This window comes from Mycobacterium sp. NGS67, assembly GCF_059812185.1.
In genome coordinates this window covers 1-314 of record NZ_JCALCF010000100.1, presented here as the reverse complement: position 1 = coordinate 314, position 314 = coordinate 1, and the positions used below count along the sequence as shown (strand labels likewise).

General features: G+C 57.3%; 1 protein-coding gene. It reads left to right on the top strand.

The window, feature by feature from the left end:
- Positions 1 to 31: 31 nt before the first annotated feature.
- A partial coding sequence (tnpA, locus tag AC5Y4D_RS27415) for an IS200/IS605 family transposase (RefSeq protein WP_500038788.1) occupies positions 32 to 314 on the top strand: 283 nt, incomplete at its 3' end.

The following is a 314-nucleotide window of genomic DNA, read 5'->3' as shown; positions in this document are numbered from 1 at the left end:
GTACCGGTCGACACGTAAATCGGTGTTTTCGGTGAAGTACCACGTGATTTGGTGCCCGAAGTACCGCCGTGATGTGTTGCGTGGGCCAATCCAGAAGCGGTTGAAGCAGATCATCGGAGAGGTGGTCGCCGAGTTTAACGGAATGGTGATTGAGGTCGAGACGATGCCCGATCATGTGCATCTGCTCGTCGAGCTGCCACCGCAGGTGGCGGTGTCAAAACTCGTTCAGATTCTGAAAGGGCGCTCGTCGCGGCGTCTTCGGCAGGAGTTCGCGCATCTGGCGCGGATGAAGTGTTTATGGTCCCCGTCCTGGT